This window comes from Streptococcus mitis (assembly GCF_946190275.1).
Lineage (GTDB): Bacteria > Bacillota > Bacilli > Lactobacillales > Streptococcaceae > Streptococcus > Streptococcus mitis_DC.
Genome location: NZ_CAMHZQ010000012.1, coordinates 36452 through 58620, shown reverse-complemented (window position 1 = coordinate 58620; position 22169 = coordinate 36452). Strand labels below are relative to the sequence as shown.

Genomic DNA, 22169 nt, shown 5'->3' with positions numbered 1-22169 from the left:
ACTTTTCATCATTCTTTATAAAAATCATCCATTGCCAGGCTCATAAAAGCCCAGATAAACAAACCAAGAAATAGATAAGCATAGAGTGGCAAGGAAGCAAAGATAAAGGGTGATAGTAAAATCATACCCAAGGTATCTCCAAAATTTGTACAAATACAATACAAGCCAAAAGCAAGATAAAGGACAAAAATGGTAAACCAAAACCAATATCTTCTACGCGCCTTTTCTTTTCGAGACATATCTTCCACCTCCCTTATATAGCTCTATTATATGCTTACCTTTCCTATTTGTAAAGCAATGACTTATAGACTTTCCAAAAAATCTGCCAAGTCAACCACTTCTTCTTGTTCACTCGTTTCCATCGTTCCCAAGACCCCCATCAAGTCCTCCCAACTCGTATCCATCACATCGCGAATACTCATTCCATAAGGACCCTCTGTAACTTGCTTGATAAAACCATAAAAACGTTGAATAGCTTGCCCAGGTGCTAGCTCTTTTCCTTTGGGTCTACATCACCTACCAAGTGAGCATAAATTTCTGTAAAAATAGAAATCACTTTCGCAAAATCTGTGTATTCTAGTAATTGTTCTACTGTCACATCGTCAAACAAACTAGCAATAAAGCCCAACTGCTTATCAAGCTTCTCTACCTCAGATAAATCACTTGTCAAGGATTCGTTCATGACCAAATAATCACGATAATCACGAGTTGTAATTTCCTTACTTGTCTTTAGGACATCTTCTCCCTTGTCATTTTTGATTGTAAATTTAACCTTAGCCATATACTTTCCTTTCTAAAAAAGTAAAAGAGAGCTTGCGCCCTCCTTCTACCCCGCAGCAACCATTTTAAGCTGACCTTTGAACTTTTTGAGCTTCTCCTCATCCTTACCGATATATTTGATGTAATATAAATCTTTCGTTTCTGTATCATCACTTGCGATTGCTGCAAAACTCAAGTTATCATCTGGAAGTTCTTCTTGTTTGTCTTTAAGTGTTTCAAGCTCTTCAGCATCCATAGAAAACTGACCCTTGAAAAATCCTACTTGAGCTTGAGTTCCATTTGCAGTCTTAGATTCGAGCATTACTGCACAAAATGGAGAGACTGTTTCGGCACCAATTCCAATAATATCATCCTTGACCTGATGACCCAGAATTTTAGCTAGCACTGTAGAAGGAATATCAACTGCAGTCATTTCCATCTTCACATCTCCAACACCACGATTTGAAACATGGTAAGCAATATCGCTCCCATACGTTTTAACTGGATCACTTGCAAGACCAGAAATTTTAGCAGTACGAGTTGCACCCTCACCAGTTTTACCTTCGATTACGAAAAGGTTTTGTCCGAGCGTTGGAGTAGCGTTACCATCCAACACACGAATTGTCATACGTTTAAAACCAACTAATGCCATTTATAGCACCTCTTTCTTTCATTTAGTATTCTTCGTATAGAGCACTCCGACCTTTATAAGTCCGAGCATCCACATAGCGTTTAATATCAGGAATCCATTGTTCCAAACCACCTTCAGTCTGATAAAATCCCTGATCTTCCATTATTTTTTCAATTCTTCCTTGAAGTTCTTTACACTCCACTCGATTAGTAGACTCTACATTGATTTGATAGAGAAAAGTCTTAGCCAAACTGGTGTTACTCCCATGAGCGGTCTGCATTGGAGGTCCGACAGGGATAATGACAATACTCGCATCATCATCTCCCAATGTCTTAGGACGCTCAAAAGACTTGATACTAATACCAGATAAAGACTCATCCTCTTCCAAAGCCTTGTAGAGTTCAGTTAATTTGTCTTTAATCATTACAAAAACTCCTGTTTTAACTTCATGCCGACTTTAGACTTAAAGACCGGCTTACTCGCTTCAAAAAAGCGGCGCATGACTCCGAAACCACGAGGATGCCCATTCTTTGCATAGCCAAATTCATTTAAGTGAATAAGAGTCCAACGAGGACTTTTAAAACCTAATTTAACCATTGGAACACCACTAGCAGTACCAGTCGCATTCCCATGAACGACCGCACCAACCGTCTTCCCAGTGTCAGCGTACACCGCCATAGCCCGTTTGAAAGTCGGCTCAAACTCTTCAACCGTCTCCTTCAAAGCCTTGTTGACCTTTCTACGAACTATCGGCTCTCCTAGTCGAGCCTCAATATTCCTCAAAATATCATCAAATCCTTTTAGATTAGCTCCACTAGACATCACGACCACCTCCGATAATAACAATCAAAAAATCCCGATTATCATAATCAGGACGCACATCGATAACCTGCCATTTCTTGCCAACTAAACGGATATCACCCACTTCGACAAAATGCCGACCCTCAGGCTGATAATCTGTCAGAGGGTCACGAATCTTCAAAGTCATCTTAGCTTTCATCGCTTTTCCAGTCGCAATCTCAAAGTCTTTCATACTTGGAGAATAAATTTGACCCATCGTATAAAAAACCTTCTCGTAACTCATATCACGACCATCAACCCCCTCTTTAACCTTAGAAGTATAGAAAGTCAAGGGAGTTCTTAGGTCTCCATTTTGAGCCTCAGGCTTTTTATAGCGATAGCTTGGTCCCTCACTCTTGGTCATTTACACTCACTACTTCCATAAAGCTACTACTTCTGGATGTCTTTTCCAACTCAACATAGTCTGGTAAATGTTCCTTGAGCTCAGCAAACCGTTCTTCTGTCGCTTCAAAACTTTCTCCGACCTGCCTAACGACGCCCTCCTTGAGGTCATAAAATTCTTTTAATACCTTAATCATCACTATCCTCCATTTCTATCCTATTTAACGATAATGCTAAAATATCCGCTTTGAAATTTTCGTAAAAAAATTCAACTTGGTCATTATAGACATAGCGAGCACGTTCTAAAATGAGTTCCCTTATTTGATGATCGTGTATATTCCCACTTCCTACCAAGCGAGTAATAACCATTTGAGAACTTTCTAACATCCGTGAGAGATTCAAGTCTTCTCCGCTATGAAAAATTCTCATCCGCTCCTTAAAAGGATTAAGGAGGGAATGAGGTTTAGCTTCAATCTCCATCCTTAGTCACCTTTTATTTCGCAATGATCAGCGTCCACACAGCAGCAGTCTTTTCATCATGCGCTTTACCATAAGCAAATTGCTTAGCAGTGTAGAGATTCAAGTCTTCTAAAGCATAGGTTTCGGTAAATCGTCCAAATTCAATACCACCACCTACAAAGGCATCGTAGCGACCTTTGACAAATGTAGTCACCTTACCAGACGCTTGAGCAACCGACTCAACCAAGATGAGGTTATAAGGCATAGCTGTTACATATACACCCTGAGCATTAAGAGACGTATATTGCTTCTTCACATCCCAAGCATCTGCAGGATTCACTACCATAACCAAATTACCTTCTACTGCAACAGGGGTTGTATTGTCAGCTTTTGTAGAATGGTATTTATAAACCTCCGTCAACTCTTTTACCACGGTAGCAGAGTCTGCGAAAGTCAATGGTTTTTTCTGAGCCTGTTTCTCAGCATAAGTTACTTTTTCACTTTCTGCAGTACCTGTAAGAGTACGAGATAGCCCGATAGGTTTATTGTCCCCATCACCATTCAAATAACCAGCTTCAAGAGCAGCAGCAAAGGCTTCTGTGATTTGAATAGATACATAAGACTGCAACCAAGCAGGCCCAAATTTCTCAGAGTCTTTAGGGATTACAACAAAAGCAGTCAATTTAGACTGAATCGCTTCTTCTTCAGCAAACTCTTGTTTCAATTGTCCTTGAATTTCAGCATTGATTTTACCCCAAACCGCTTGCCCTGTACGACTAGACTTGAGGAATTTCAAACGAATACCTGCATTTCGCAAGCCGATGTGTTGAAGAAGTGGACGAGCCGCCACCATATCCTCAAAAATACGGTCAATTGTTTCCTGAGGGAAAAGTTTTTCAATTCCTTTTGGAGGAAGTTTCTCAATGTTGTTGAAAAATTCGCGAGCTTCAGCAGTCAACTGCGCATCATATGGATTCATATTTGCGATTTCTTTACGAGCAGTCTCTCTAGCGTCGTCTTGCAACTTATCTGTCAATGCCTCAATCATCTCGTTATAGAGCTTATTTTGCTCCTCCATAGGAGCACCAGTTTCTACTGCATTCATAAAGTTCTGACGAGCAGTTGTAAATTCATTACCAAGTTTCATCATTGTTTTTTATTTCCTTTCTTAAAATGGAAAACGACCTAACCCCACAGGTTCAGCCGTCTTGTCTTCTTTTTTCTTATCTTCTGGGATAGGTAAACTATTATTCAACCTATCACAAACCAAGTCTGCCAATAACTCCACATCTGGGGTCATCGCAGAGCGGATTTTTTCGATAAAATCACGAGGAATTACAGGTGTCTGACTAGCCACCAAGACAGGAGCTTCTTGACTTTCAAACATGACCTTATCTGCAAAACCATGCTTGACAGCAGAACGAGCATCAAACCACGTTTCACGCTCCATTAAATCCAGCAAATCATCTAATGCCTTACCAGTCTTACCAATATAGGCATATGCGATAGACTTGTTAAAGCCCTCTAACACACCAGCCTCATGTAAGAGCGCCTTATGGTCACCACGTACACCAGCAGATACATTATGGATCATGATTTGCGCTGTAGGACTAATTTCCACCCTATCACCAGCCATAGCGATAACACTCGCAGCACTAGCAGCAATCCCCACGATTTTCACCGTCACATGCCCCTGATAATCACGTAATGCTGTATAGATTTCACTACCAGCATAAACATCACCACCACCAGAATTGATGTGGATTTCCACATCTTCTCCCGTCGTCGGCAATACAATATCCTTAGGAGCGGTTGCATCCATGTCTAGCCAATCATAAAACCAGCGGTCATCATTGGATACAATCGCTCCCTTAATCTGAATGATTGTCATCCTCATTTTCTCCTTTCTCTATTTCGTTTTCACCCTGATAGTTCTTGGTGATAAGGAAAGTATCCCCACCAGGAACAGCCTCAAGACCAAGCTCCAATCTCACCTCATTTCGAGTCATAGCCCCAGATGAGATGAGTTTATCTATGTTCTCAGCAAGAGCAAACTTATCAAGTCCCCCCTCACCAAAAATCACAAATTTTTTCTGATTAGCATATCCAGCCGAGCTCACCATAGCATGATTTATAGCGTCACTCACTTTTTTAACCAGCGATTCATAACAATAACTGTTAAACATCTTCTGACTATTAGACAAATCAGCCATATCTCCATGCATCAAAGCCGTCGGCAAACCTAATATATCCGCAACCTCATCATCAAATTGACGTCTCAGTTTCTTCAACTCTTCAACCGATAAATTTGAAGTTCCTACTGTATTGGTCAACTCCGAATACTCCACACCGTCCATTGTCGGTACAATCGCAACTGTCTTAGACGTAAAGGACTTAAAAAGATTGTCCGCATATCTCTGCAGTTTCTTTCTCTTGTCATCGTCAAAGGTTCCATTCGCTTTTGTAGCTAGAACCCCACGGATCTGATTATTTCTAGCTAAGGATTCCACCAGACGAGTATGCAGTTTTTCGTAATCAGAAAACAAGTCTGATATATATTCTTGCAAGCGATTGTTATTATACTGGAGAAAGATGACATCACTCATAGCAAACTTCCTCTGAAATGTATAATCCCTGACAGACACCATCTCAAAGGTGTCATCATACAGAGCATAACGCCTACGAGTAAAAGCGTCAGCTACCAGTAACTGCTTATCATCAGACAAAACAATGAGTACTTCATTTTTCGTCAATAAGCGATAAATGACCTTCTGCCAGAACTCTGAGGCCGACTCATTCTTATTGGGACGCACATTTAAAATATAATCCCAGTCTGACACCACATGATGATTTTCCACCATATACCGAAATTCCGACTTCGCAAAAATACGAGCCACAAACTCCGCCGACTTATCAATCGCTAAACTCTTCAACTGCAAGCGCCCCAATATTCGTTCCAACTCCTCAAAGTCAAAACCAACATCAGGCACCTCTCGCTTAAATAAATTCAGCAACCCCATTTTTTCCCCTCCTTCCTATCCAATTACCAACCTACCACCCCAAATTGAACTATATTTTTATCAAAACTCCCAATCCTCTAACATATCTAGGAATTCCCCAACGTTCGACTCATGTACAAGCTCACGCTTGTAGAGAGCAGCTATCAAGGCATGGAAGCCATCCGTCTTTCTTCGCACAGGTTCTTTCTTCAAGAAACGCTTATTACCATCCTTATCCTCTTTGATGTAGGTATTATCCGTATACCAAATCATGGAATTATCATTCTCAAAGACAAACCGCTCATTAGCAAATCCATCCTCAATGATTGGCGCAACCTTGGATTGAATCGCCCCAGGATTCCGCAAGAACTCATATTCAAAACCAGCCTCTTCCAAAAGTGGTTTTAACAAGTCCATTCTAAAACCATCGGCGCATACAAGCTCAATCTGATAAAACTTACTCCATTCCTCCAGCTTCGCAACCAACAACCGCGGATCAATGCTAGGACCGTCTACAATCGTAAATAGACCTTTGTCTGCCCACTCCTGAATAGGAGCCTTGATTTTAAAAGCCCTCAAAAAATCTTTCCGAGCAAATGAATGTTGTTTCCAGATAAAGTCATCACCATTTTTAAACAACAAACCGACACTTGCAAAATCTCGAATACTCGCATAGTCAAAGCCTGCGACACAAGATCTACCCAACAAGTCAAGTCCAGGCGAACGCAAACAAGCAAGTAATTTTTCGCGAGAAGTCACATCTTTCTCAAGATCCGCTTCAGGAAGGTTCATCCGTTTTGTCATAAATTCCTGACGGCCAGATGGTTCCAGCTCAAGGTCGTCATAGTCAGCCTTAGTTCGAGCAAGCAGCCTTTTAGCATAAGGAGTACTTTCATCCAACATCGGATTTGCCTTTGACCAGTTCTTCATATCATCCACTTCATCCGCACTGTCTAGCTTGCAGATGAAAGGGAATAGCCTGAAATCATCAACCTCTCCATTCAAGATTTGCATAGACTTCTCTATCAGCTTGTCGTAAAATCCCTCGCGCACATATCCATTCGTCCCGTTGTAGAATGTTCGAGCATGAGCAATCTTACCAAGACCAGACCTTTGAACCTTCACAGCCTTGTCATCTTCAAACTGATGAATCTCATCAAACTCAAGACAACCATCCCGAGCGGAGTCCATAGTCTTCGGATTGTTAGTCCGAAAAGAAAAGACCGAGTTGTTTGCTCGACCTGTGATAGACATTTTAGTTAGATAGAAATGGTCCTCAAGACCACGCCTTTGAATAGTCTCATAGACTTCCTCAAAGGAAACCTTCCCCTGTTTCTCAGAGTTAGCAGTGATGGTCACATCATAATCTCTGATTGGATAAATTGGACTGATAAAGAACGAGGATCGAGCAGACATAAAACCATTCTTACCACCCCCACGAGCGAGTGTGTACAGATACTCGTCAAAGTGTGGTTCCCCGTCCTCCTTCCGAAAAAGAAAAATGAACGGAGTCAAGAAAAGCTGATACTTGGCCAGAGGGAAAAAATTCTTTTCAGCAAACCGAATGAACTTGTCAATTAAGTCATTATCAAAATACAAATCATCACGAGGATAGATTTTCTCCTTGATGATTTTAAACAGCAACTTCCTTTCCTTGTTGACGACAATATCTCCACACTCGGCCATTTTGATGTAGTCATCAACCAGCGGATGAGAAATCATAACAGATCAGATCCAGACGTAGCTTTCTCAACAGGCGAGTTTTCCACCTCAAAATCAAACGATCGCTCAATAGCCAAAAGCTGATTACTTGTTGTGTTGATCTCCTTGATGAGAGAATTTGCTTTTTGGAATCTTTGTTGCCCATTGTGAACAGTGATGACCAATCCGTCTTCATGAAGTTTAGCTTTTAGCTCGTACAGCAATCTGACAAGATAAAGATAACGATTCACTTTTTCGTACTGGATCGCATCCTTTTTTCTAGGACTGAAATAGCCGATTTTGGAAAGTAGCTGATTTTCTAATTCTTTTATATTTTTTTCCGAGTATTCTTCCATTACCCCCCACCCCCTTTAATTTTTTGTTAAAAATTTGGACAGTCGAGTGCAGACCGCTTACCGACATCTTTGAAAATTTCCGATTTTTTTGACCGGGGGGGTGTTTAAGGTTCATTCACCTAACCCCACCATTCATCTTTTCGGAAATTTCTGTCATTCTTATCAAAACGATCATGCCTTTTATTATGACATGCCTTGCACAATGTTCGTAGGTTATCGATATCAAGCGCGAACTCTGGATAGAACTCTAGCTCCTTGATATGGTCAACTTCTAAATTAGTAGTCGTGACCTTGCCTTCATCCCTGCACCATACACATTCGTAATGATCTCGTTTAAGTGCTTGCCTTCTTATCGTTCTCCATTCACTGGAATTGTAAAATTGGTTTCGTTCTTCTCGAGTTGAAACTTCAATCATTTGATTATTGATGTTGATACTTTAAGCTCAAATTTATTTAGCTTGTCAATGCAATTGTTCAAGTGTTTGATTGCTTCACAACATTCTTGAGTTAACTCTTTTAATTCTGAGCAATTTTCGATTTCGACTCCAGCTACAATTTTTCCTAATGGTTTCTGTTTAGTCGTTCTTTTATTAAAAAGTCTTTTAATAATACCTTTCATAACTGTTCAATCTCCTTTGTTTTTACTCTCTCAATTCCTTATTTTACATATTCTAGTGAACTCGCTACATGAGTTTTAACTCAGCTTTATCAAGCGTTTATCTTGCATGCGCGAAATGAAATCATCATAACCTTAAAACAATGAATTGATGTTAAAATAAAAAAATTAAAAGCCCTGAAATTTCGTCATGGCTCTGTCTTGTGAATCTTGATTTTTGCCGATATACCGAAGTGAAATACTCTGGCTTGAGTGATTCAGTAGGTCCATTATCAGAGCGACATCCTTGGTTTGTTCGTACATGAATAAGCCAAAGGTTTTTCTCATCGAGTGAGTCGCTATATTTTCTAGACCAACTTCTTCAGCGGCTTTCTTGATGATTTTATAAGCTGTGTTAGGTTTTATGTGCTGGTGCTTTCCGTTTCGGCTTGGAAAGAGGAAGTCTTCATCTTTCTTGTCTTTGATGTACTGTCGCATAGCATTCTTGAATTTCTTTGGCATCTTTCGTTTGGTTGGCTTGTCTGTCTTTTCATCAACAATCTGGACATGCCAGCCTTTAACGTGCTTTACTTTCAGTTTAACAATATCGCCAATACGAAAACCCAGATTAACACCAGACAAAAAGAGCATGAGGTTACGTTGTCTATCTGACTCTTTGACTGCGCTATGCAATGTCAGCCATTCAATCATAAGCTGAACATCATCTCTATTTCGGATTGGTTCAACAACTACCACATATCCTCACCTCCTTTTAATGCAAAAAAAGCAGAGGTTTCCTCTCTGCTATTCTTCATGATACTAATTTACCACATTAAAATTATCATTTGCTATCATTCTTATCATACATTTTAGATAATTTTAGTAACGCTTTATGTTTTGCTCGCTGGATGGTGGCAGGGCTACAATTTAGTTTGATTTGAACTTCTTTCCAAGATAGCCCGTCAATATACAATAATCGCATCACGATGTTTTCCACTGGATCATCGAGCGACTCAATCGCTTGAACGAGTTCGTCACGTTCGTGGTACATTTGTTTGATTTCTTCATACAGCTGATCTGACTTGTCAATGATCAACACATTCAATTCTTCAGTTTGATTCTTGTTACTTTTTGATTTCGGCATACTGTCGAACTGTTGCCCTCGTAAAATACCTGATTTTAAATTGATTATTTCCTGGTGCTTTGACTTTGCTTTGATGTCAATATAAGGCAAAGCCTTCAGCCTTTTTTTGATGTCTATTGCCAAACCTTACCTCCTGATGTGTTTTTACGCAATTGATAATATTTTAATCATGATTAGTAATCACACTACCTGCGCCGTTGACAGTGACCCAGCCATGCTTCTCTCTGGCTTCTGCTTCTTTCATCCGGATAAGATTATCTGTGATTGAGTCTGACTTCGCTTTGTTGGCCTTGGCTTCACCTTCTGCTTTGATGATACCTGCGTCTGCTTCTGCTTGAGCTTGAACTTTCTTGGTATCGGCTTCAACTTTAGCTTTTTCCTGCTCCTGTTTAGCTGTATCTATTTCCTTTTGTTTGACCGATTCATTTTTGATTGCTGCTTCAATCTCATCTCCTGCATCTTGGTCTGTGATGGTAAAGGATACAAACTCCAAATCGTAAGACTCAAATTTTTCTTTGAGAGCCTTGTCAATCATTTCATAAACTTCTGTACGCTTATTACCGAGGATATCGTAAATATCGTAATTTCCTGTTACAGATTCAATAGCACGCTGAACAGCAGGAGATACTACACTATTATTCACGTTTTCTAAATCTGTGTAATTAGAGAAGACCGTCATAGCCTTTTCCTTATTGACACGATATTTCACATCAATATTGGTATTCAACCATTGACCATCTTTTGTCTGAGTCGTGATTTTCTCCATTGTTTTTGTTTGAACAGAAGTGGAGAGAGTGTAAACCTTGTCGATAAATGGCATTTTTAGATGATATCCTGTTTGCAGGGTATTTTCTTGAACACCTCCAATTGCGCTAACCTTAACTCCAACCGTATTAGCTGGGATACGCTTCACGGCCGTGAGACGAAAAATTCCAAGTGAAGTAATAGCTGCAACTGTAATGATACCGCCTTTAGCAAGTTTTGTAAGTGTCGTTTTTCCTGTTTCATGATTGTATTGTGTAAACATTGTTTTTACTCCTTTTTTAAATTATTTTCCCATCAAAAACTAGTGTTATTGTTCCTGTTCCGTTCTTGTTGTCTGAAACTAGAGCACGACAATCTTCGCCAAGCTCAACTCCCACTATAGTGATACTACATCGAGACTTGTTGACTTGAATGATTGTGCCAGTTGATGTCTCAATTCTCATGTTCCATCTCCTCGATAAGCCAGTCAAGGTTCTTGCGTGCTTTCTTCAGGTCTTCAAGACCGTTTTTCTTCGGGTGTCGTAGTATGTACTTCAAACTGTTACCCATGTAGAACCCTTTCAGTTCCTCGTCTGTCATGAAGTTCCTTAAAACATCGATAGATTCCATGCCAAATCTTCCTTGGTAGTGGCTTGGTTTGTTGATGTTGTCAATTATTTCTGGGTTCATTTCTTATCCTCCAAAAGCTCTGGGTTTTCGTAGATATTACCGATGATTTCACATTTCATGTAAGCTAAATAAAGAGGTTTCCATTCTGTGTTTCGCTTTTGTAACTCATCTACAAATCTGTAAATAAAACTTGCATAAGATCCATGCCATCTTACAAGCGCTTTTCTGCCTTTGTAATCAAGGATATCCCCCTCAAAGATTTCCTTACCGTTCTTGTCCTTGAGTCCTGTTGATTGCATAAGTGTGATTTCATCAAACTCTACTGACATTTCTGTATATCTTTCAGTATCTCCCTGCTGATAGATATCTACGAACTTGCTATCGAACGAAATATTAGTAACGTCACACATCCATTTTAACGACTTCATCCACACTCTAAATTTCGGTGTCATGCTAAATCCTCCTCTTTAACAAAACTGCCATCAATCCAACGACCTTTTCGATCTTTGATTTCTTGGTAAGCCAGTTCAAAACATTCTTCGAAGTTATATCCGAGTGCGGTGCTTAGCGATTTTAACCAGATTACTGCATGTATCAGACTTAATTTACGAAAATCTTTAGAAAATGAGTCTCGGTAAATCTGAAAATCGCTTATATTTCTACTTAAATTACTAAAACATGTCATTACATCTCTATCATTTTCTGATGTTTTAAAAATCTCCTGCACATCCTCTTTTATCAGCAACGACAAACCGACAATCACGACTGCGCAATCTCCGATACTGTCCTTGGTCAGCTTCTCATTCTTCTTAAGATAGCCTGCACATAACTCACCGAACTCTTCACTAAGTTTTAATGACTGCTTATCCAGTCGTCCACCGTTCTCAAGGTCACGGTCTATAAACCATTGTTTGACTTTTTCTATTGTGTTCATAGTAATACCTCTTATTCTCTTTCTAAAGCCGTTCCGATTTTCTCTCTATAGTAACTCAAAACCTTGCTTTGGTTTATTTTTGTTTGTGTGATATTGTCTATAAAAAATTCCAAATCTGCACTCATTTCATCTAACAACTTAACAACCTTTAACTGATATCCCATATCAGGGACGTCAATCTTTATCTTGGACAATCTAGCTAATGATAAGCCTGGTTGATTATCTCCGTCTGCACAACGTTCTATTTCTTCCCGTTTCATCAGCAACCAATGAAATAGATATCGCTTATCTATCATTTCTTTCGGCTCAACTCTGAAGCTGTCTCCATCTATCCAAAATGGATCTCGATGGAAATAAACAGCACCAACTGTACCCTTACGAGTCAAGCGGATTGTGTCGCTCTCACAATTGAATTTATCTGTCGTGCCTTTTGTATTTTTCCCAGCTCCATAAATATAATATACACCTTCGCTAACTTTACCACGCTTGCCTGGAATTAAGTCACAAACTTCTAGAAATCCGTGCGTTGTTATCTTATCTGGTTTCATTCTAATCCTACTGCGAAATTATAAGCTAGTAAATAATCGTCTAAGACCTTGTGGCATTTCGTTATGAAAGCTTTTAAATCAATATCTGCATTAAAAAACTGAATCAACATCAATTGACTAGCTAAATGTTTTTCAAGGTGGTCGATTGCCATTTTGTCTAGTTCCACATTTACTTGGTCAATGTCTATTTCTTCCTTCTCTACAGGCTTGCTTGGCGCAACCCATCTAAAATCCGAATCCAATGTATCAGATTCTTGGTATTCAATCTTTTGGGTCTTACAGTCATATATCTCTTTTGAAATCTCAGGACTATTTTTCTCTTTGTCAATGACTAAAAAAATCACGTTGATAGATGTATCTTCAAATCCATTTTGAATCTCATTCAATTCAACAAGGTTATTCCCTACCAGCTCTCTCATTTTCTTTTCAGACTGACGGTAAGCAATACCAGGGAACATGATATAAAATCCGTATCGTTTCGTGTAAGTCATCGACTTCAACAGAAAAATATCATCAACAACACCAGATTTTTTCCACGGATATAATTCTTTAATAGCCTGTTGATCTTCTTCTGGTAAATCTTTCAATTTCAGAGAATAAGGTGGATTCATTGCAATTGCATCCACTTGTATGTCTGATTGATACGTAAAGAAACTCTGATTATGTACGACAGCGTGAGGGAAGTTTGTCTTTAATGCTTCACAACTTTCCTGCTGAATTTCTACCGCATGAAAATCCGTCATACTAATAAATTGTTCCAGCTGTCCAGACCCTGCTGCACCGTCAAATACAGATATATTTTCACCGCAATACTGCTTTACTTTGTTTGCCAAGTATTCACGCAACGGCTTACCTGTCACATACTCAGCAAATTTTTTGGCTTTCTCACGGTTATTATGCTCCACGAACGTCATAACATCACCTCATCCCCAACTTTCACTTTCTCATACACGTCCTTCGTAACCACGAACACCCCGTAATCACGAATCGTAAGCGTGTATAGTTTTCCATGTCGTCCTTTCTCGACGACCTTACCGAATATCTCTGCTCCTGCATTATCTGCCTTGTAAATAACCATCGGCTTCTTTTCTTCCAAATCTCGAATCCTGTCCATCTGCCAGATGTTTAGTCCAGCAGATAGCAAAATCCATATTGCGATAAATCTTTTCAATCTGTGACCTCCTCAACAGTGAATTTAATTCGATGACTTCCAATGTTGAAGAAATTATCAACACCTATTTTATTTTCACTTGATACAATTTTCATTGCAGCTTCCATCACTTTTTTGCCAAATAAAAATTGATTTTCATAAAAGCGTTTTTGGACTTCATCTAATTTTTGGTAAGGCGATACATAGTTTTGTTCAACCGCCATTTCTTCTTCAAATCTCCTCTTTTCATCATCAGGAGAAAGGGAATGATTGTAGATTTCTGGAAAGTTAAGCTCTTTTAACTTTTCTAACCCTCTCATCATCTCTGCATAAGCATTTCTTTCTTTTGCGTGTTTCTTATAATTTACAACGCCTGGTTGTTGTTTAGCCAAAAATTTAATCTCTGCATTGGAAAGCTTGTACTTAATACACATCTGGACATCTATCCAAAAAACATCTGCGTCTCCTCTATGCCAATTAAAATCATTTCTTTCTAAATCTAATATCAAGTCAACGACTTCTTGGCCACGACTGCTTTCTATCAATTCGTTGTCAACAGGCTTAGTTGCCATAACCTCGGCAATCCAACCTAGCCAAACACTGTCTTCCATCATTCCAGCTCCTCTTCATCGTACGGTATGTCTCCATTTGATAAGTACTTAGATTCAATCATCAAGAAATCATTGACGCATTGATGACTACAGAAACAATTTTCAACATCGTTAAATAATGCTAGAATAACATGATTCTCTTGCACTACCAGAAACTCGTCTTCGATTTCTTTACAACAATTCGAACACTCATAACTCATACCTCCACCTCCTCAATCTCAATACCTGGACAATCGAATACCCAGCCGAAGCCTGCTTCTTCTAATCGCTTTCTAGTAAAGCTTTCAAGATCGCCATACACCATTTCAAAATCAAGATGATCGCCACCCTGTCTGTACACAGTTTTCAACGACTGTCCATTGCGCAATATCACTTCATACCGCTTCTCTTCATCGACCTCGTATCCATCCAGCCATGCACGGGCGAAGAGATCTCTGTTGGATTTCTTGTTGTACCATTCTGTGAATTCCTTAGTTCCGTTACCCCAAGTGTATTGAAGCGCATCTTCTAGTTCTGGACTTTCTTCTCTTGCTCGTTCAATCACATCCGCCACAAACTGCGGTACTTTAACTGGTTGCGGTTCGTCTAGCAACTTTATCAATTCCAACGTTGACCATTTATCAATCATAGGTCTAAGACCTCTGCAATTAGCTGGTAATTCCTCCACCGCTTTAATCAATTCCTGCTTATTCATCTTCCAACTCCTTTATTCTTTTCTTCCAGTTTTTCACTTTCTTTTTAAGCAAGTCTCTTTCCTCGGATCTGCTAAAAGCAAGCGGTTTAACACACGGCTCAGATAGTTCAACTATCCTTGCCTCCGTCTGCTTGATTGTGCGTTTCAGTCCGTCGATTACTACCTGTTTATCGTACTTCATCTTCTAAAAATCTTTCAATAGCTTCTCTGTAGGAGGCTTCCACCAGACCGTCTAAGTCGTTCAGAGCTTCGATATAATCTGGACGACCTCGCCCATACTGCTCTTTCAAAAATTCAACAAAGAGATGAATTTCCTGATAGGTTACTCCAACCATATTTCTTACCTCACACTAAAACGGAAAATCATCTTCTTCAAGGGCATATCCTGGCATTTGTTCCTCAATGTTCGAACGGTTAGCTGTATCATCACGCTTTTCAAGTCGCTCAAAACCATCTGCGACCACCTCAGTCAGATAAACCCTGCGCCCCTCCTGATTCTCATAGTTCCTTGTCTGGATGCGACCCGTCACACCTACCAGATTGCCCTTCTTGCACCATTCTGCGAATAGCTCCGCCTGCTTGCGCCACATCATACAGTTGATGAAGTCCGCCTCTCGCTCTCCGTTTGCTCCCTTGAAATTCCGATTGACCGCCAGAGTAAAGGTAGCAACCGCCACATTCGACGGCGTATATTTTAATTCAGGGTCTTTCGTCAAGCGCCCTACCAATGTAACGTTATTGATCATCTTTCTTCTCCTTTCTTGCTGCACGTTCTCCGATTAAGTAACCGAGAAATAGCCACAAAATAGCCATGCCAAATTCTTTAATAAGTTCAATCATTTTCTTCTCCTCCTGAAAAAGTTGCTAAATAGTAACAATCCTTAGCACCATAGTCAAACCGTGTCGTCCGCTGACCAATGTGCTTCTGAAACCTTGGGTGAGTGATAGCCGAGAAAGCCCATTGGTGGTCTTCCATCTGCTCAATGAGATCATCGACATTGTCAAACCTCCCAAGGAAAAACTTGCAGTGCCCGTTATAGACGAAGTAAAGCTCTAACATCACTCCACCTCAATTGGGTAAAAGTTCCCAAAGGAACCCCTCAATGCCTTGCCGACCTGTACGGCGGCCGCCCGAGAAACGAACCGCATGGCTTTCTTCTCCTCAGAACATGAAATGTCCAAGCCAGTCACACCGATAACTGCGGACATCAGAAAGGGCTTATCCTCTCTTGTCCCATGCTTTAAAATAAACATCAGCCACCTCCGTTCTCAAGCCTTTCAAGTAATTCACGTTTCCGTTTTTCAAGCTCTTCCTTGACCTCCTCGCTCGTGGTATTCACATAGTTAGGTTGTGACCATTCAGGAACATTTGATTTTTGATTCCCTGACTGATCCTTGATTTTACTTTCTTTGTACGCTCGCTCACGTTCAACGACTGCTGCAATCGTCAAAACTCCATCGTTTTTCCAATTCGTCAAAATTGCTTTTATATAACTAAAATTTCTTTTACCATTGTCAGCAGCAAGACCAATTGCTTTCAGGACAACTTTCGCTTCCATGCCGTCCAAGGTGATGAACTCTTTCAAGATTTCAAATTGAGTTCCATCTAACGGAGCAATACGAGATTGATATTCTTCCACGATGAGTTCGACTGGGTTTTTATCTGTATCTTTATCTTTATCTATCTCTTTATCTATATCTTTATCTATATCTATATCTCCGTTGCAAGTTGTTGCAATGGTGTTGCAATGCAACCCCCTCAACTCTCTATGTTTGCGACTTCTACGAGTGCTCGCCGTTTCACTCCCAACCATCTCAGGAACCTGTTCTAAGAAATAATCTTTGTCATTTTTTCTAGTCAGCAATCCTTTACTTTCTAAAAAAATCAAGGTAATTTTAATATCTTCAACGTTTTCATCAATAACAAGAGCAATTTCCTCGGCTAAATTATCAGCCAAATCATCGTAGTAAATATGCCCTCCGTCTTCCAAGCTAATTAACATCATTTTGAGATAAATGATGGTATGTGTATCTCCACCAGCAATTTTGCGAAGTAGTTTCATTTCCTTTGACTTGAAGAAGTCCTGAGCAAGCTGGATCCAGAAATACCGCTTGTTTTTTAACGCCATAATCTCACACCCCACTTCCTACGGTTCGCACGGTACTTCATCCGCATATCTTCATAGATGTGCATACCCTCTAGTGCCATTTTCTCAACCTTTAACAGCTTATTTTCAGAGACCACATCACGATAGTCCTTGGCTAGTTTTTCATAGTCGGCTAGGTATTCTTTGATAAGTGAAATTTTCCTGTTCTCGTCCTCTAAATATAGTTCAAAATCAGACTTTTCTTCATCAGACGATAATATTTCTTTATTCACTCGCTCATGCCATAATAGCCATTCAATCAATTCTTCCATTCCCTGACCTCCTCACTTCAAGACGTGCATTTTAGGCTCTGGCAATGCTAAAGGCTCAGGACGCAAGCCTACAGGCGGTTCGTTGTCATAGGTGAAGCCAGGAAATGGACGACGGATATTCTTGCAAATCTCTTGCCATTTGTCCTCTCTACCACGTTCGAATGCATGATTGTAACCTTGAATAATCATAGACGCAAATTCTTGCTCTTCTCGTCTCTCTTCTTCCTCTCGTTGTTCCTGCAATTTGATGTAACGGCAAGCCCCTGCAAATCCAAGCAGCAAGGCTCCAACCCCCATCAGCTGGTCTAAAATCGGTGGTTCAAACATTTTTCTATCTCCTTTATTTTGCTAACTGACTTTGAAAGCGAAGTACATCGTTCATGTCATATAAATATTTACCGCCTTTAGCATTTTGCTGGTAGCGAAATTTCCCTGCGTCTCTGAAATCTTCAATTTTCTTACGACCCCAACCTGTCTCTGCCTGAACCTCTTTGATAGGCGCCCAGTGAGTTCTCCTTGAACTTCGTCTCTCTGCTTCTTGTATAGATTGAAGAACAAGTTCAATAATTCTTTCTGAAGCTTTTTCAACTGCTGCTTCAACCAATTCATTCAAATCGACTGCCATTGGCATTTTCCTCTCTTTTTTTAATTATCTTCATCCTGTTTAGGCAAACTAGGAATTGTTAACGACCCTTTTCTGTTGATGAAGTATTGAATTAAAGAAGGGTGATCATCACTCCATCTTCCGTTATACGTTTCTAAAAAAGTTAATAACAATTTTTTCTTTGAAAATCCTTCAATAGTTTCTGACATCAAATCCGACTTTTTCAATTGCGTCAACATTCTATTTTCATCAAAAACAGATGTCGTATACAAAGTCCATAAAACAGATTGTAGAAATGGTTTGTTAGGAAGTTTTGTTTCGTTTAAAACTCGTTCGTAGAACTTACAAAACTCTCTTAACTGTTTTTCGTTTGAAAATACATAATTGCCTTGTTTTAATTTTTTGATGATTGGTGTAGCTGTACCATCCCGTCTTCCTGAACCAGCTATGATTACCATCCTGTCACTAAGCAATTCGTTCTCGTCTAAAAATTTAGCTAATTTAATAAACTCAGGGTCTCCTTCTAAAGAGAAAGAATACACATAATCTTGTAATGCCCAATTGACGGCCGATGTATTCATCGAAATTACCGTCTTAAAATTAGCCGTAGGGTCAACTATGAATCGCACTGGTTTTCTATGCTTTCTCAAGTAATACAGACGATGTTGCCCGTCAATAACTTCCATCTTCCCATTTACTAAAATTGGTTGACGTTGACCTTCTGATAAAAGTTCTTCTTCAAGTTTAGGATTTTCAGTGATTTTTCTATTGCTGATTTTTCTAAACATATCGTAATCTGTGGTTGTTAAAATTTTATTTGAATTTGAAGTAGTGTTCATGTTATAATCCTCTTGTAAATATTTTTTAATATGCGCCTGATTTCCGTCAGGTGCTTTTTTGCGTTGTTGTCAAACTGTCTTACTTTCCATAGCCCTGAGTTCAATCTCATGGCTGACTTGTCTAAATAGCTTCTCACATGCTATTTTAGCTTCTCTGTACGTTGTAGATTCGCTGATGAAGTAATCAGCAAGTTCAATGATTTTATCTTCCATCAATACTTCCTATATCAGTCTCAAGACTGATGTGATTCCTTTCCAAATTGCTATAATATTCTTAACTAGGACCTCTCGCGTTTTAGTCAAAAATTCAATAGAAATGAGGAGAAGAGAATGAATCTCAATCAAATTCGTATTTTAGAAGCTTGTCATAAATTTTTAATTGGTCTTACGGAATTTAAGGATGAATTACAAAATGATTCCCTCGTCTACCGATTCCAAGATAAAAATATTACCTTTGTAACCTATCAAGAATACAGGAATTTATCATTTATCGATTTCAAATTAAAACATGATTATCTAGATGATTCTATAACCTATTTAGATGATAGAGAAGAATTGATAAGTGTATTCCCAAGTGAGCACGAACTAAGAGCTTTGAACAGAATGTCCGATTTAGAACAAGCTCGTATTCAGATTTTTAAACTACTATCACAAGCTAATCTTGAAATACTAACTGAAAAAAATTCAAATGCAAAAAAAGATTATTTTGGTTACCAGTTCCGTAATCTCGAAACAAAAGAATCATATCCAATTTATTTGTTTCCAGAAAATGCTAATTTTGAACTAGTTGCCATCATTTGATAGGATATCTGCTTCAAAACGAAACCAATTCAGCTTATGAGCAAGTTCTTCAAGCTCATGAGCTTTTTCATTAAACATTTTGACAAGATCGTTAAATTGATCCATATTCGTAACATTTACTTTCACTTCAAGGTTCATTGAATTTTTAGCCATTCTTCTTACCTACTTTCTTTATCTAAAATTTTTCCAAATATATTTTTCGCTTGTATATTTCCAGTATTAATCTTATTGATATTCAATACCAACTCAGGGTCTGCCTTTACAAAGGTGGACTCTTTTTTCCCACTATACGGATATCGTCTTGGTCTCATTTTCCTACTCCTCCCTACGCTTGACTAAAAGCGTTCAGTTCCATAATCTTCATCTTGGTATTTGTGCTTGGCTCCCACGTCATCCAATAAGCAAGAGCAGCTTCTGCAAACTTCTTCGGTAGCAAGTCATAGCGACTGATATTGAAATGATCCTTGAAATCAATCTCAGCTTGTCTAAATACTGACTGAGCGAAAGTCTTGTCCGCATAAGCTGGACTATCAATACCTCCCAAGCAAGCCACAACCCTAGCCTTGCGCTTCTTCAGGAGCGATTGAGCATAGCTTGGATGAATCGGTTGCTCACTCTTCAAATAGTCAATATCTTCCAGCATGGTAGCCTGTTGCTCACGCAATTTCTTTTGACCAGTAAACAGAGCGATGAAGGCATCCTCGTCCAAATCCTCACGGATAAATCCGCCCTGCTTACGAATAGCTGGCAAGACTTCTGATGTCACCCAGCGCTTGAACTCTTTGGCTTGAGGCAACTTGCTGGATAAGATAAGAGAGTAGAGACCAGATTCGTTGATGATGATAGTGTTTTGTGTTCTACCTAAATTGTCGGTGAGTCCGTATTTCACGGAGTCATCTTCATCAACGTGCCGAGAAATTGCGTCCAGTGGTTTAGCATATCCTAAGATATCTGCAACATCCTTCCCAACGAACCAAGGCTCGTCATCAATTGTCAAAGTACGGACTTCCTGCCCGTGAAAGTTAAAAATTTCGTTCATAAAGTTCCTTTCTAAATTTGGTATAATAAAAATAAAACGAGGTAATTCTGATGAAATTAAATCCTGATTGTATTCGTGATATCCTTTTTGTTGTTGAAGAGTATTCAACATACTCCAATGATGTCTCAGAGGATAAACTATATGAAAAACTTATTCCAAAATATTCACAAGAAGAAATCCTCTACCATGTCAGACAATGCGAATATAGTGGCTTATTTCTCAATGTACAACATTATTTTGGTGGTTTCTCAATTCAAGATTTATCTCCTTATGGTCATCAGTTCATAAATGACATTCGTCAAGATACCAATTGGAATCGAACAAAGGATATAGCAAAGAATGTTGGTTCTTTTTCACTGGATGTCCTTAAAGATATTTCATCACAAGTTATTACCAACCTCATTTCAAATCAGCTTGACAACAAGTTTTAAGAAGATAGTAGCATGGTTGCTTTCAACCGTGCTTTTTGTTTTGATTGCTTGCACACCTTCTAATTTCTGGTTATTCAAATAAATACCATCTTCTCTTATTTTGAATTCATTCATTCCATACTCCTTTCTAACCTGTTAGACATTTCTGATTAAGGAACTTGTTGATAAAGTACTGTTGTCCTTTGCCTGTGACCTTAGTTGTTGTGTTGACAGTGGTGTGACCGTCAGCATGGTTGATATTTGTCTTTTTCAACTCAAACAGACCTAACTGCATGCTTTTCTGTGTTGGTTGGTTCCAATACTCTCCACGGCGACTAATTAGGTAGCCGTTAGAGCGTAACCACTGGAAGAGCTTGTTTTGACCAATGTCAATCCCATTCTGTTTCAGAATTTTAGCTAGTTCACCGATTAGACAAGATGACTTACTAGCGCTCACTGCATCTGCAAATAGCACCTTAGGACGGTCAGCCTCAATCTGAGCCTCTAGCTTGTGGACTTTCTGATCAGCCATGAGTAAAGCTCTTGCCATGATTTTCTCAGGGCTGTTAAAGTCTTTCTCTACTTGTATAAAGTATTGTCGGATCTCTGCTCCTCTAATCGTCCTAGACATCATCGCCAACTGCTTAGCCATATCCAAAGTTAGAGCATAATCTTGTAGAGGTTTGATAGCTCCGTTATTTACAACCGTACCCGTTTGGACACTTGTAAAATCTTCATTCTCTATAAATAATTTAGAGTTTGCCTCAAACCAAGCGCTAAATCTTTTCTTGACCTCTAGCGTCTGATGTAATTGCCTAGCTGATACAATCGGCTCGTGATTGTCATTAAGTGTAACGTTGATAAGTTCGTTCATAATGTTCCTTTCTAAATTTGATATAATATAAATAAAACTCGGAGGT

The 22169-nt window shown here is 39.2% G+C and carries 44 protein-coding genes; 2 read left to right on the top strand and 42 right to left on the bottom strand.

Going from position 1 to position 22169, the window contains the following annotated elements:
* Nucleotides 1–8: 8 nt before the first annotated feature.
* The 37 genes from N8M20_RS07310 to N8M20_RS07135 form a co-directional block, all read right to left on the bottom strand.
* Nucleotides 9–239, bottom strand: coding sequence for a hypothetical protein (locus N8M20_RS07310; protein ID WP_218757061.1), 231 nt, complete (start codon nucleotides 237–239; stop codon nucleotides 9–11).
* A gap of 248 nt (nucleotides 240–487) precedes the next feature.
* Nucleotides 488–781, bottom strand: coding sequence for a phage tail assembly chaperone G (gene gpG, locus N8M20_RS07305; protein WP_218757062.1), 294 nt, complete (start codon nucleotides 779–781; stop codon nucleotides 488–490).
* A 45-nt stretch (nucleotides 782–826) separates the two neighbouring features.
* Entirely contained in the window at nucleotides 827–1411 is a 585-nt protein-coding gene (locus N8M20_RS07300) for a major tail protein (RefSeq protein WP_218757063.1), read from the bottom strand.
* A 22-nt stretch (nucleotides 1412–1433) separates the two neighbouring features.
* On the bottom strand, nucleotides 1434–1814 hold the full coding sequence (locus N8M20_RS07295; protein WP_261079590.1) for a hypothetical protein: 381 nt from the start codon (nucleotides 1812–1814) through the stop codon (nucleotides 1434–1436).
* Nucleotides 1814–2212 carry a hypothetical protein gene (locus N8M20_RS07290; protein WP_261079589.1) on the bottom strand — a complete coding sequence of 133 codons (399 nt, stop codon included), beginning with the start codon at nucleotides 2210–2212 and terminating at the stop codon, nucleotides 1814–1816. Before N8M20_RS07290 ends, N8M20_RS07295 begins: the two co-directional genes overlap by 1 nt.
* The gene (locus tag N8M20_RS07285; protein ID WP_261079588.1) at nucleotides 2205–2594 is read right to left on the bottom strand and encodes a phage head-tail adapter protein; all 390 of its coding nucleotides are present in this window, start codon (nucleotides 2592–2594) and stop codon (nucleotides 2205–2207) included. The genes N8M20_RS07290 and N8M20_RS07285 overlap by 8 nt, the downstream gene beginning before the upstream one ends.
* Entirely contained in the window at nucleotides 2581–2769 is a 189-nt protein-coding gene (locus N8M20_RS07280; protein WP_261079587.1) for a hypothetical protein, read from the bottom strand. Before N8M20_RS07280 ends, N8M20_RS07285 begins: the two co-directional genes overlap by 14 nt.
* On the bottom strand, nucleotides 2762–3052 hold the full coding sequence (locus N8M20_RS07275) for a phage gp6-like head-tail connector protein (RefSeq protein ID WP_261079586.1): 291 nt from the start codon (nucleotides 3050–3052) through the stop codon (nucleotides 2762–2764). Before N8M20_RS07275 ends, N8M20_RS07280 begins: the two co-directional genes overlap by 8 nt.
* 13 nt (nucleotides 3053–3065) lie before the next feature.
* Nucleotides 3066–4181, bottom strand: coding sequence for a phage major capsid protein (locus N8M20_RS07270; RefSeq protein WP_261079585.1), 1116 nt, complete (start codon nucleotides 4179–4181; stop codon nucleotides 3066–3068).
* Between the two features lie 18 nt (nucleotides 4182–4199).
* Nucleotides 4200–4922 carry a head maturation protease, ClpP-related gene (locus tag N8M20_RS07265; RefSeq protein ID WP_261079584.1) on the bottom strand — a complete coding sequence of 241 codons (723 nt, stop codon included), beginning with the start codon at nucleotides 4920–4922 and terminating at the stop codon, nucleotides 4200–4202.
* Nucleotides 4903–6051 carry a phage portal protein gene (locus N8M20_RS07260; protein WP_261079583.1) on the bottom strand — a complete coding sequence of 383 codons (1149 nt, stop codon included), beginning with the start codon at nucleotides 6049–6051 and terminating at the stop codon, nucleotides 4903–4905. The genes N8M20_RS07265 and N8M20_RS07260 overlap by 20 nt, the downstream gene beginning before the upstream one ends.
* Nucleotides 6052–6111: 60 nt before the next feature.
* Nucleotides 6112–7752, bottom strand: a complete 1641-nt coding sequence (locus N8M20_RS07255) for a terminase TerL endonuclease subunit (RefSeq protein ID WP_261079582.1) — start codon at nucleotides 7750–7752, stop codon at nucleotides 6112–6114.
* The gene (locus N8M20_RS07250; RefSeq protein ID WP_153223734.1) at nucleotides 7749–8087 is read right to left on the bottom strand and encodes a hypothetical protein; all 339 of its coding nucleotides are present in this window, start codon (nucleotides 8085–8087) and stop codon (nucleotides 7749–7751) included. The genes N8M20_RS07255 and N8M20_RS07250 overlap by 4 nt, the downstream gene beginning before the upstream one ends.
* Before the next feature lie 119 nt (nucleotides 8088–8206).
* Complete coding sequence (locus N8M20_RS07245; RefSeq protein WP_000573817.1) at nucleotides 8207–8503, bottom strand: HNH endonuclease; 297 nt, start codon at nucleotides 8501–8503, stop codon at nucleotides 8207–8209.
* Nucleotides 8500–8706: a hypothetical protein gene (locus N8M20_RS07240; protein ID WP_050266326.1), complete on the bottom strand. Its 207-nt coding sequence runs from the start codon at nucleotides 8704–8706 to the stop codon at nucleotides 8500–8502. The genes N8M20_RS07245 and N8M20_RS07240 overlap by 4 nt, the downstream gene beginning before the upstream one ends.
* 165 nt (nucleotides 8707–8871) lie before the next feature.
* Nucleotides 8872–9438, bottom strand: coding sequence for a tyrosine-type recombinase/integrase (locus N8M20_RS07235; protein WP_006154871.1), 567 nt, complete (start codon nucleotides 9436–9438; stop codon nucleotides 8872–8874).
* Nucleotides 9439–9523: 85 nt separating this feature from the next.
* The gene (locus tag N8M20_RS07230; protein ID WP_261079580.1) at nucleotides 9524–9949 is read right to left on the bottom strand and encodes a DUF1492 domain-containing protein; all 426 of its coding nucleotides are present in this window, start codon (nucleotides 9947–9949) and stop codon (nucleotides 9524–9526) included.
* A gap of 40 nt (nucleotides 9950–9989) precedes the next feature.
* The gene (locus tag N8M20_RS07225; protein ID WP_261079579.1) at nucleotides 9990–10853 is read right to left on the bottom strand and encodes an SPFH domain-containing protein; all 864 of its coding nucleotides are present in this window, start codon (nucleotides 10851–10853) and stop codon (nucleotides 9990–9992) included.
* A 170-nt stretch (nucleotides 10854–11023) separates the two neighbouring features.
* Entirely contained in the window at nucleotides 11024–11260 is a 237-nt protein-coding gene (locus N8M20_RS07220; protein ID WP_261079578.1) for a DUF3310 domain-containing protein, read from the bottom strand.
* Complete coding sequence (locus tag N8M20_RS07215; protein WP_261079577.1) at nucleotides 11257–11652, bottom strand: YopX family protein; 396 nt, start codon at nucleotides 11650–11652, stop codon at nucleotides 11257–11259. Before N8M20_RS07215 ends, N8M20_RS07220 begins: the two co-directional genes overlap by 4 nt.
* A complete protein-coding gene (locus N8M20_RS07210; protein ID WP_261079576.1) occupies nucleotides 11649–12134 on the bottom strand; it encodes a MazG-like family protein in 486 nt (161 codons plus the stop codon). Before N8M20_RS07210 ends, N8M20_RS07215 begins: the two co-directional genes overlap by 4 nt.
* A gap of 11 nt (nucleotides 12135–12145) precedes the next feature.
* Nucleotides 12146–12682 (bottom strand): restriction endonuclease subunit S, encoded by a 537-nt coding sequence (locus tag N8M20_RS07205; RefSeq protein WP_261079575.1) that lies wholly within the window; start codon nucleotides 12680–12682, stop codon nucleotides 12146–12148.
* Nucleotides 12679–13596: an N-6 DNA methylase gene (locus N8M20_RS07200; protein ID WP_261079574.1), complete on the bottom strand. Its 918-nt coding sequence runs from the start codon at nucleotides 13594–13596 to the stop codon at nucleotides 12679–12681. The genes N8M20_RS07205 and N8M20_RS07200 overlap by 4 nt, the downstream gene beginning before the upstream one ends.
* On the bottom strand, nucleotides 13593–13853 hold the full coding sequence (locus tag N8M20_RS07195) for a DUF1372 family protein (protein ID WP_050242943.1): 261 nt from the start codon (nucleotides 13851–13853) through the stop codon (nucleotides 13593–13595). Before N8M20_RS07195 ends, N8M20_RS07200 begins: the two co-directional genes overlap by 4 nt.
* Nucleotides 13850–14446 (bottom strand): hypothetical protein, encoded by a 597-nt coding sequence (locus N8M20_RS07190; protein WP_261079572.1) that lies wholly within the window; start codon nucleotides 14444–14446, stop codon nucleotides 13850–13852. Before N8M20_RS07190 ends, N8M20_RS07195 begins: the two co-directional genes overlap by 4 nt.
* Before the next feature lie 193 nt (nucleotides 14447–14639).
* Entirely contained in the window at nucleotides 14640–15137 is a 498-nt protein-coding gene (locus N8M20_RS07185) for a DUF1642 domain-containing protein (protein ID WP_261079571.1), read from the bottom strand.
* A complete protein-coding gene (locus tag N8M20_RS07180; protein ID WP_261079570.1) occupies nucleotides 15130–15318 on the bottom strand; it encodes a hypothetical protein in 189 nt (62 codons plus the stop codon). The genes N8M20_RS07185 and N8M20_RS07180 overlap by 8 nt, the downstream gene beginning before the upstream one ends.
* On the bottom strand, nucleotides 15305–15472 hold the full coding sequence (locus N8M20_RS07175; protein WP_261079569.1) for a hypothetical protein: 168 nt from the start codon (nucleotides 15470–15472) through the stop codon (nucleotides 15305–15307). The genes N8M20_RS07180 and N8M20_RS07175 overlap by 14 nt, the downstream gene beginning before the upstream one ends.
* Before the next feature lie 15 nt (nucleotides 15473–15487).
* Nucleotides 15488–15883, bottom strand: a complete 396-nt coding sequence (gene ssb / locus N8M20_RS07170; protein WP_000609557.1) for a single-stranded DNA-binding protein — start codon at nucleotides 15881–15883, stop codon at nucleotides 15488–15490.
* 86 nt (nucleotides 15884–15969) lie between these two features.
* On the bottom strand, nucleotides 15970–16197 hold the full coding sequence (locus N8M20_RS07165) for a hypothetical protein (protein WP_050079585.1): 228 nt from the start codon (nucleotides 16195–16197) through the stop codon (nucleotides 15970–15972).
* Nucleotides 16197–16391, bottom strand: coding sequence for a hypothetical protein (locus N8M20_RS10575; protein ID WP_314726184.1), 195 nt, complete (start codon nucleotides 16389–16391; stop codon nucleotides 16197–16199). The genes N8M20_RS07165 and N8M20_RS10575 overlap by 1 nt, the downstream gene beginning before the upstream one ends.
* Entirely contained in the window at nucleotides 16391–17266 is an 876-nt protein-coding gene (locus tag N8M20_RS07160; protein ID WP_261079567.1) for a phage replisome organizer N-terminal domain-containing protein, read from the bottom strand. Before N8M20_RS07160 ends, N8M20_RS10575 begins: the two co-directional genes overlap by 1 nt.
* Nucleotides 17257–17556, bottom strand: coding sequence for a hypothetical protein (locus N8M20_RS07155; RefSeq protein WP_261079566.1), 300 nt, complete (start codon nucleotides 17554–17556; stop codon nucleotides 17257–17259). Before N8M20_RS07155 ends, N8M20_RS07160 begins: the two co-directional genes overlap by 10 nt.
* Nucleotides 17557–17568: 12 nt before the next feature.
* Nucleotides 17569–17883, bottom strand: coding sequence for a hypothetical protein (locus N8M20_RS07150; RefSeq protein WP_261079565.1), 315 nt, complete (start codon nucleotides 17881–17883; stop codon nucleotides 17569–17571).
* Between the two features lie 13 nt (nucleotides 17884–17896).
* The gene (locus N8M20_RS07145) at nucleotides 17897–18187 is read right to left on the bottom strand and encodes a hypothetical protein (protein ID WP_261044731.1); all 291 of its coding nucleotides are present in this window, start codon (nucleotides 18185–18187) and stop codon (nucleotides 17897–17899) included.
* A gap of 14 nt (nucleotides 18188–18201) precedes the next feature.
* Nucleotides 18202–18999, bottom strand: coding sequence for a ParB N-terminal domain-containing protein (locus tag N8M20_RS07140; RefSeq protein ID WP_261079564.1), 798 nt, complete (start codon nucleotides 18997–18999; stop codon nucleotides 18202–18204).
* 69 nt (nucleotides 19000–19068) lie between these two features.
* Nucleotides 19069–19212, bottom strand: coding sequence for a hypothetical protein (locus N8M20_RS07135; RefSeq protein WP_167747524.1), 144 nt, complete (start codon nucleotides 19210–19212; stop codon nucleotides 19069–19071).
* Nucleotides 19213–19329: 117 nt separating this feature from the next.
* Here N8M20_RS07135 and N8M20_RS07130 point away from each other — a divergent pair, with 117 nt between their 5' ends.
* Nucleotides 19330–19800: a hypothetical protein gene (locus tag N8M20_RS07130; protein WP_261079562.1), complete on the top strand. Its 471-nt coding sequence runs from the start codon at nucleotides 19330–19332 to the stop codon at nucleotides 19798–19800.
* Here the strand turns inward: N8M20_RS07130 and N8M20_RS07125 are convergent.
* From N8M20_RS07125 to N8M20_RS07115, 3 genes are read right to left on the bottom strand one after another with little or no spacing between them, the layout of a single operon-like run.
* Nucleotides 19783–19953 (bottom strand): hypothetical protein, encoded by a 171-nt coding sequence (locus N8M20_RS07125; protein ID WP_261079561.1) that lies wholly within the window; start codon nucleotides 19951–19953, stop codon nucleotides 19783–19785. The two genes, N8M20_RS07130 and N8M20_RS07125, sit on opposite strands and share 18 nt — an antisense overlap.
* A gap of 5 nt (nucleotides 19954–19958) precedes the next feature.
* A complete protein-coding gene (locus N8M20_RS07120) occupies nucleotides 19959–20111 on the bottom strand; it encodes a hypothetical protein (RefSeq protein WP_261079560.1) in 153 nt (50 codons plus the stop codon).
* Between the two features lie 14 nt (nucleotides 20112–20125).
* The gene (locus tag N8M20_RS07115) at nucleotides 20126–20839 is read right to left on the bottom strand and encodes an ORF6C domain-containing protein (RefSeq protein ID WP_220074088.1); all 714 of its coding nucleotides are present in this window, start codon (nucleotides 20837–20839) and stop codon (nucleotides 20126–20128) included.
* 50 nt (nucleotides 20840–20889) lie between these two features.
* On the opposite strand from N8M20_RS07115, the gene N8M20_RS07110 reads away from it, so the two are divergent.
* On the top strand, nucleotides 20890–21270 hold the full coding sequence (locus N8M20_RS07110) for a DUF2513 domain-containing protein (protein ID WP_261079559.1): 381 nt from the start codon (nucleotides 20890–20892) through the stop codon (nucleotides 21268–21270).
* On the opposite strand, the gene N8M20_RS07105 is transcribed toward N8M20_RS07110, so the two are convergent.
* Both N8M20_RS07105 and N8M20_RS07100 read right to left on the bottom strand, forming a co-directional pair.
* A complete protein-coding gene (locus tag N8M20_RS07105; RefSeq protein WP_261079557.1) occupies nucleotides 21244–21384 on the bottom strand; it encodes a hypothetical protein in 141 nt (46 codons plus the stop codon). The genes N8M20_RS07110 and N8M20_RS07105 overlap by 27 nt on opposite strands.
* A gap of 13 nt (nucleotides 21385–21397) precedes the next feature.
* Entirely contained in the window at nucleotides 21398–22123 is a 726-nt protein-coding gene (locus tag N8M20_RS07100) for a phage antirepressor KilAC domain-containing protein (RefSeq protein WP_261079556.1), read from the bottom strand.
* Nucleotides 22124–22169 lie beyond the last annotated feature (46 nt).